The following is an 8,113-nucleotide window of genomic DNA, read 5'->3' as shown; positions in this document are numbered from 1 at the left end:
CACGAACTGCAATGGCTGGACAGCAGCCGCAACCGTGAAGTGCCGGCTTTGTTATATTTGCCGGCACAGGCGCAGCTTCGGAAAATGCCGTTGATTGTGTTTTCTCATGGGCTGGGCGGGGCGCGTGACCGTTATGCCTATTTGGGAAAATATTGGGCCAGTCAGGGCATTGCCAGTTTACATCTGCAGCATATTGGCAGCGACCGGCAAATCTGGCGTGGCAGCAGGCTGACCTTGCCATTCAGACTGATGAGTGCCGCCGGTGAAGAGGAAGCATTGGCAAGGGTGGCTGATGTACGTTTTGGTTTGAGTCAGCTGTTAGCGTCAGAATTTGCTGTTTTATTCGATTTATCCAGGCTGGTGATGGCGGGGCACTCTTATGGCGCCAACACCACTATGTTGTTATTGGGTGCCAAAGCAGAGCCACATCAACCGGATTTAACCGATAAACGCTTTAGCGCCGGCGTGTTAATTTCAGCACCGCCTTTTTATAATGACAAACCGCTGGCTCAGGTGTTAGCCGATGTTGTTGTGCCTACTTTGCATATCACCAATACCATGGACGAAATTGAAGTACCGGGTTATCACTCCACACCGGACGAACGTATCGATATTTACCAGGCTATCTCAGGCCCGGAAAAAGTACTGGCGGTGTTTTATGGTGGTAATCACAATATTTTTTCGGGCAGAAGGCAAAGGCCTGAGCTGAAAGTGCAGGCGCTGGTATTGCAGGCGGCAACACAAAGTTTGTCCGGTGCTTTTATCAAAGGCATTTTTCAGCAGGATAAAAAGCAGTTGCGACAGTGGCAACAACAACACCGGCAACTGTTGGCCAGATTTGAGCAACAACAGCAGAATGCCGCAACCCGGCCTTAATCAATACCTAAGCCCTTTTGGTAAAAATAACCCGGTCATTGAGTTGCAACAGCAGGCTGACGCTAAGCGGGTTCTTCACAGACATTCAGCGCGTAGTCCGGAAAAGTGGCTTCTAAAACTGAAAATGACTGGTTGGCGCCCATATCATACAGTTTCTTGAAGTTGATTTCTGACGCTTTCAGCCAGCCACTTTTAATTGTTGCAGTTCTGCTTCTGTCAGTATTCTGGGACTCACGCGCAACAAACCAGCGGCATCAAATAGCGGTGACTGGCGGTATCTGCCGCTTAGACGCTCACCGATCAGCAACAACAAAAAGCGGAACAACACCCCGACTAGACCCCGTTGTTTTATAAAGCCAAGCGCTGTGTTGGTATTAAGCAGTGCCACTTCGTTACCAAAATCTGCGTCGAGCTCTGCCCTTTGCAGGCAACTATGAACAAGACCAATAAAAGCTCCGGTCGGGCTTGCCAAGATGTTGCCAATAGGAGTCAAACAGCATTGGCAGTACCAGCGTACCATGCCTTTTTCGGTCAGTTTCAGCGCAGCCAGTTGTTCTTGTCCGCTGCTGAAATGCAGCGCTGATTGCGCCACCTGAATAATTTCAGTGCCACCTGAGGTATCAAGAATGGTCTGGGCATGGGCCGCGGCTTTGGTTAAAAACCGGGCATAAGCCCGGCAATCAGTGCAATAACAAATCAGCCTGTTATGCAGGCCTTTGGTATTGATATGGCCGCGCACAACACCACATTTACATTGAAGCTGATGCATACAAAAATCCTTTTTTGAATGTTTGGCAGAGCCAGGCTTGTGTTATGCACCAAGCCTGCGGATGAGCTTCATCTAAGCCATTGTTGTTTTTTTAGTTATATAACAAAAACAACATCTCTTTATTTTTATGTTTGATGCCGGCTGTATAAAAAACAACCGTAAAAAGCCGGCATCAAAAGCCGGCTTTCCATGTTACCGGCTTGTTACGTCAGTCATTATGCTGTTGATATGCTGCGCCCTGATGCCGTCAGTTACAACTTCGGGCCAGGCGGCTATAAGCCTTTACACCGCCAGAAAATCCAGCATGCCTTCAGCCGCTTTACGGCCCTGGGCTATAGCTGTCACTACTAAGTCGGAGCCGCGCACCATATCACCACCGGCAAAAATCTTTTCTTGATTAGTTTGCAGTGGAAACAGGCTGTTTTCACTGGCAATCACCCGGCCTTTGCTGTCGAGTTCAATGCCTTTGTCCTGCAACCACTTTGGTGGGCTTGGCTGAAAACCAAAAGCAATCACCACAGCATCAGCAGCCAGCACCTGCTCAGAGCCCGGTACCACTTCAGCAGCGCGGCGGCCTTTAGCATCCGGCGCACCAAGGGCTGTGGATACTACCTTGACACCACAAGCGCGGCCTTCATTGTTGATTTCAATCCCAAGCGGCTGCAGGTTAAACATAAATTCAACCCCTTCTTCGCGGGCGTTTTGTACTTCTTTACGTGAGCCTGGCATATTGGCTTCGTCACGCCGATAAGCACAAATCACTTTGCTGGCACCCTGACGAATGGCGGTGCGCACGCAGTCCATCGCAGTGTCGCCACCACCGAGCACCACTACGTTTTTGCCTTTTAGATCAACAAATGGATGTTCGGTTTGCCAGCCCATTAAGTTGTTGATATTGCCAATTAAATAAGGCAGCGCTTCATAAACGCCAGGAGCCTGTTCGTTGACTAAACCACCGGCCATTGGGGTGTAAGTGCCAAGCGCTAAAAATACCGCATCGTATTCTTCCAGCAGACTGTCAAAACTGACATCGACGCCCACTATGGTGTTTAACCGGAATTCAATGCCCATAGCGCTGAAAATTTCGCGACGCAGCTGCATCACTCCTTTTTCCAGTTTAAAAGGCGGAATACCAAAGGTCAGCAGGCCGCCGATTTCCGGATATTTATCAAACACTACTGGCGTGACGCCATTACGAATGAGCACATCAGCACAAGCCAAACCTGCCGGGCCTGCGCCTATCACCGCTACTTTTTTATCGGTTTTCACCACGGCCGATAAGTCTGGCCGCCAACCCATTTCAAAGGCTTTGTCGGTGATGTATTTTTCAATAGAACCAATAGTGACAGCACCAAAACCTTCGTTCAGGGTACAAGCGCCTTCACAAAGCCGGTCTTGTGGACAAACCCGGCCGCAGACTTCAGGTAAGCTATTGGTTTTATGTGATAATTCCGCAGCTTCAATAATCTTGCCGTCGTTAGCAAGCTTTAACCACTGCGGAATATAGTTATGCACCGGGCATTTCCATTCACAATAGGGGTTACCACAATCGAGACAACGGTCGGCCTGACCTGCGGCCTGGGTGTCGGTCATTGGCTGATAAATTTCGACAAATTTAATGGTGCGATCTTCATGCGACTTTTTCGGCGGATCGACCCGCTTTACATCAATAAACTGATAAACATTCTGTGCCATGGTTAATTCTCCACCCTTACATCGCCTGAACCCGCAGCTCGGCTGAGGAGCGTGCGCGGTGACCTAATAACGTATTCACGTCACTGGTTTTTGGTTTAATCAACTTAAACTGGCTTAAGCAGCTCTGGAACGACGACAAAATTTTGTGCGCGCGCTCTGAGCCTGTTGCTTCAAAATGTTGATGAATCAGGCTACGCAAATGCTCTTGTAAGATTGGCGTGCTGACATCTAAACATTCCACCAGTTCAGGGTTGACCCTAAGGGCTAAATCCTGATGTTCATCAAATAAATAAGCAAAACCACCTGTCATACCGGCACCAAAGTTCACACCGGTTTGACCAAGCACCACCACAACTCCACCTGTCATATATTCACAGCAGTTGTCGCCTGTGCCTTCAATCACCGCAATAGCGCCTGAGTTACGCACGGCAAAACGCTCACCGGCACGGCCTGCAGCGTAAAAACGACCGCCGGTTGCGCCATATAAACAGGTATTGCCAACAATGGTGGCGTTGTCGCGGGCAAAACTGACGCCTTTTGGCGGGTAAATAGCCAGTTGTCCGCCTGTCATGCCTTTACCGACATAATCGTTGGCGTCCCCCTGCAAAGACATATGCAAGCCACCGGCATTCCAGACCCCAAAACTCTGACCGGCAGTGCCCACAAACTGCACTTCGATAGGCTCAGTTGCCATGCCCTGATTACCGTGATGGCGAGCGATTAACCCTGACAAAGCCGCGCCCACTGAGCGGTCGGTATTGCGGATAGGCAAACTTAACCGGCCACCGGTTTTATATTTGACCATATCAACACATTTACTGACCATTTGTTGGTTCAGCGGGCCTGAATCGAACGGGTCGTTATTTTGCATACAGTGCAGCGGTTTATCGGACTTGACACCACAAGCCTGCAAAATGGGTGATAAATCCAGTTTAACCTGCCGTGCGGTTTGGCCTTCACGTTGTACCAATAAATCTGTGCGGCCAATTAAATCGGTGATTTCTTTGACACCAAGCTGTGCCATCAGCTGCCGTACTTCAAGCGCTAAAAATTTAAAGTAGTTCATCACCATTTCCGGCAAACCGTTAAAGTGGTCGCGGCGAAGGGTGGCGTCCTGAGTGGCAACACCGGTGGCGCAGTTATTTAAGTGGCAAATACGTAAAAACTTACAACCTAAAGCCACCATAGGGCCTGTGCCAAAACCAAAACTTTCAGCACCTAAAATAGCGGCTTTCACTACATCGAGGCCGGTTTTTAAACCACCATCCACCTGCAGCCGCACCCGGTCACGCAGGCCGTTTTCCACCAGGGCCTGATGCACTTCGGCAAGGCCAAGCTCCCATGGCGAACCTGCGTATTTCACTGATGTTAAAGGACTTGCACCAGTGCCACCGTCATAACCTGAAATGGTAATAAGGTCGGCATAAGCTTTGGCCACACCTGTTGCTATAGTGCCAACCCCCGGCTCTGACACCAGTTTTACTGAAATCAGCGCCTGCGGATTGACCTGTTTTAAGTCAAAAATCAGCTGGGATAAATCTTCAATTGAATAAATATCATGGTGCGGCGGTGGTGAAATTAAGGTCACGCCCGGCACTGAATAACGCAGTCTGGCTATTTCGGCTGTGACTTTTTCACCCGGCAGCTGTCCGCCTTCACCAGGCTTGGCGCCTTGTGCCACTTTAATTTGAATGACTTCCGCATTGACTAAATAATGCGGTGTTACGCCAAAACGGCCGGACGCCACCTGTTTAATTTTGCTGTTCTTTTCAGTGCCAAAACGGCGTGGATCTTCACCACCTTCACCTGAGTTGGAACGGCCGCCCAAACGGTTCATCGCAATGGCCAAAGCTTCATGCGCTTCCGGACTTAAAGCACCAATTGACATAGCGGCGCTGTCAAACCTTGGGTACAGCTGCTCTGCCGGTGCCACTTCATCCAGCGAAATAGGCGATACATGCTCGCTGACCACTGTCAGTAAATCGCGGATATGGGCCACAGGACGCTGATTTACAAAGTCGGAATACACTTTGTAATCTTCATACAAACCACTTTTCACCGCTTTTTGCAGGCTTTGCACTACGTCCGGGTTGTAAGCGTGGTATTCACCGTCGTGCACATATTTCAGTAAACCACCGTGATCCAATGGCTTACGTTTCAGCCAGGCCATATTGGCGCGTTGTTGCACGTCCTGCTGGAAATCTTCAAAGTCGGCGCCGCCCAAACGTGAAGGCACGTCTGGGAAACACAGCTGCATCACGTTTTTGTTCACGCCCACAGCTTCAAACAGGTTAGAGCAACGATAACTGGCCACAGTGGAAATGCCCATTTTGGACATAATTTTATAAAGGCCTTTGTTAATGCCTTTGCGGTAGTTCGTCACAGCTTCGCGCGCTGTGATATTCAACGAGCCTTTTTCACACAGCTGTTCGACAGTTTCATAAGCCAAAAACGGATAAATACCGGTCGCGCCAAGACCAACCAACACCGCAAAGTGGTGTGGGTCGCGTGCAGTTGCCGTTTCTATCACTATGTTGGAATCACAACGCAGCTGTGCATCAACCAACGCATGGTGCACTGCACCCACTGCCATAGCGGCCGGAATAGGAATAAGCTCTGGTGCAACACGCCGGTCGGTCAGAATAACCAGCACCACTTTGTGCTCGCGCACTGCCACAATAGCTTCCTGCGCCACACGACGAACCGCCTGCTCCAGCGTTTCATCAGCAGGGTTGTAGTTCAGGCTGAAAATCTGATGTTTGTAGTATTTTTCATCGGCAGTTTTTAACTGTTTTAAATCCGAATACATCATCACCGGCGATTCAAACTGAATACGGCGGGCGTAACCTGCAGTTTCGGAAAATACGTTGTGCTCGCGGCCAATGCTGGTGGCAAGCGACATCACGTGCGCTTCGCGCAAAGGGTCAATCGGCGGGTTGGTGACCTGCGCAAACTGCTGGCGGAAATAATCGTAAAAGGTGCGGGGCTTGCGCGACAACACCGCCATCGGCGTGTCATCACCCATAGAGCCGACAGCTTCCTGACCGTCTTTGGCAAGCACGGTAATGACCTGATCAATTTCTTCATAACTGTAATTAAACAGCTTGTGATACACCATCATTTCATCGTCGGTAAAAACGCGTTTGCCGATGAGGTCGACTTCAAACTTTTCGTAAGGCACTAAACGCTGGACGTTTTGTGTCAGCCATTGGCGGTACGGGTGACGGGCACGTAAGTCTTGGTCAATTTCGTTGGAGCGCCAGATTTTTCCTGTTTGTGTATCAACTGCCAGCATCTCGCCCGGCCCCACGCGGCCTTTTTCCTGTACTTCATCAGGTGTGTAGTCCCAGATGCCAACTTCGGAAGCCAGCGTTAATAATTTATCTTTGGTAATGACAAAACGGGCAGGGCGCAAACCATTGCGATCCAGATTACAGGCCACATGCTGACCGTTGGTTAATACAATACCGGCTGGGCCATCCCATGGCTCCATATGCATGGAGTTAAATTCGTAAAAGGCTTTCAGGTCGTCATCCATCACCTTATTGCCTTGCCATGCCGGCGGCACCAGCAACCGCATAGCACGGAATAAATCCATGCCACCTGCTAAAAACAGCTCCAGCATATTGTCGAGTGAACTCGAATCTGAACCTTTTTGGCCAACAAAAGGCGCAGCATTCTGAATATCCGGCAGCAAAGGTGAAGCAAACTTGTACTGACGGGCACGCGCCCATTGGCGGTTGCCTGTGATGGTATTAATTTCACCATTGTGCGCCAGGAAACGGAAAGGTTGTGCCAAAGCCCAACGTGGCATGGTGTTGGTGGAAAAACGCTGGTGGAACACACAAATCGCGGTTTCCATGCGGATATCGGCTAAATCCAGATAATAACCCGGTAAATCGGCCGGCATCATCAGGCCTTTAAATACGGTCACTAAACTAGAAAAACTTGGAATATAAAAATCGTCGTCGTTTTGAATTTGTTTTTCAATACGACGGCGCACCATATATAAACGGCGCTCTAAATCGTGGTCGCCCCAACCTGGCTGGGCGCTGACAAACACCTGTACCACTTTTGGCATCGAAGCCAGCGCAATAGGACCAAGCACCGATGGGTCTACCGGCACGTCACGCCAACCTACTAAAGTTAAGGTTTCGCGGGCTATTTCTGTTTCGGCAATATGTTTGGCAAATTCGGCTTTCACCGGATCCTGGCTTAAAAAGAAAATACCAACACCGTATTTTTTACCTAAGGTCCAGCCATTTTCTTCGGCGATAGCCCGAAAAAAGCTGTCTGGCTTTTGCATCAGCAAGCCACAACCGTCACCGGTTTTACCGTCGGCCGAAATTCCACCCCTATGCTGCATCCGATCCAGACCACTGATAGCGGTACGGACGATACGATGGCTGGCGGTGCCCTCTAAATGTGCAATCAAACCAAAGCCACAGTTTTCTCTGGCTTGACTGTGGTGATACAACCCCATGATATAAACCCTCCAACCTGTCCTGCATTCAAAAATACCCGTCGTCATTGAAGCTGCAGGGGTGTTGGCCGCCTTCACTCATGCCAATCGCATAGTTCACTATGCGATTGGCAATTCGCTCAGTTGCCGCCTACCTGCATCATCAATGACTTGGGTATTAACCCTTTGTCATTGAAGTTGCAGGGGCTGCCTTCACTGATGCCAATTGCATAGTTCTTTATGCTGATGGCAATTCGTTCAGTTACCGCCTACCTGCATCATCAATGACTTGGGTATTAACCCTTTGTCAT

4 protein-coding genes are annotated in these 8,113 nt (G+C 49.6%); 1 reads left to right on the top strand and 3 read right to left on the bottom strand.

What is annotated here, in order from left to right:
- Positions 1-876 (top strand): acetylhydrolase (locus RCH83_RS02075; RefSeq protein ID WP_306518555.1); only part of this gene is annotated, 876 nt, incomplete at its 5' end.
- A gap of 178 nt (positions 877-1,054) precedes the next feature.
- Here RCH83_RS02075 and RCH83_RS02070 read toward each other — a convergent pair.
- The 3 genes from RCH83_RS02070 to gltB all read right to left on the bottom strand — a co-directional run bounded on the left by RCH83_RS02070 (position 1,055) and on the right by gltB (position 7,823).
- On the bottom strand, positions 1,055-1,645 hold the full coding sequence (locus tag RCH83_RS02070; protein ID WP_306518553.1) for a DUF6151 family protein: 591 nt from the start codon (positions 1,643-1,645) through the stop codon (positions 1,055-1,057).
- A 282-nt stretch (positions 1,646-1,927) separates the two neighbouring features.
- Complete coding sequence (locus tag RCH83_RS02065) at positions 1,928-3,340, bottom strand: FAD-dependent oxidoreductase (protein ID WP_306518551.1); 1,413 nt, start codon at positions 3,338-3,340, stop codon at positions 1,928-1,930.
- A gap of 16 nt (positions 3,341-3,356) precedes the next feature.
- On the bottom strand, positions 3,357-7,823 hold the full coding sequence (gltB, locus tag RCH83_RS02060; RefSeq protein WP_306518549.1) for a glutamate synthase large subunit: 4,467 nt from the start codon (positions 7,821-7,823) through the stop codon (positions 3,357-3,359).
- Positions 7,824-8,113 lie beyond the last annotated feature (290 nt).

The organism is Rheinheimera sp. (assembly GCF_030824435.1).
Classification (GTDB): Bacteria; Pseudomonadota; Gammaproteobacteria; order Enterobacterales; family Alteromonadaceae; genus Pararheinheimera.
The sequence above is the reverse complement of the archived record's forward strand: the minus strand, read 5'-3'. Positions and strand labels throughout refer to the sequence as shown.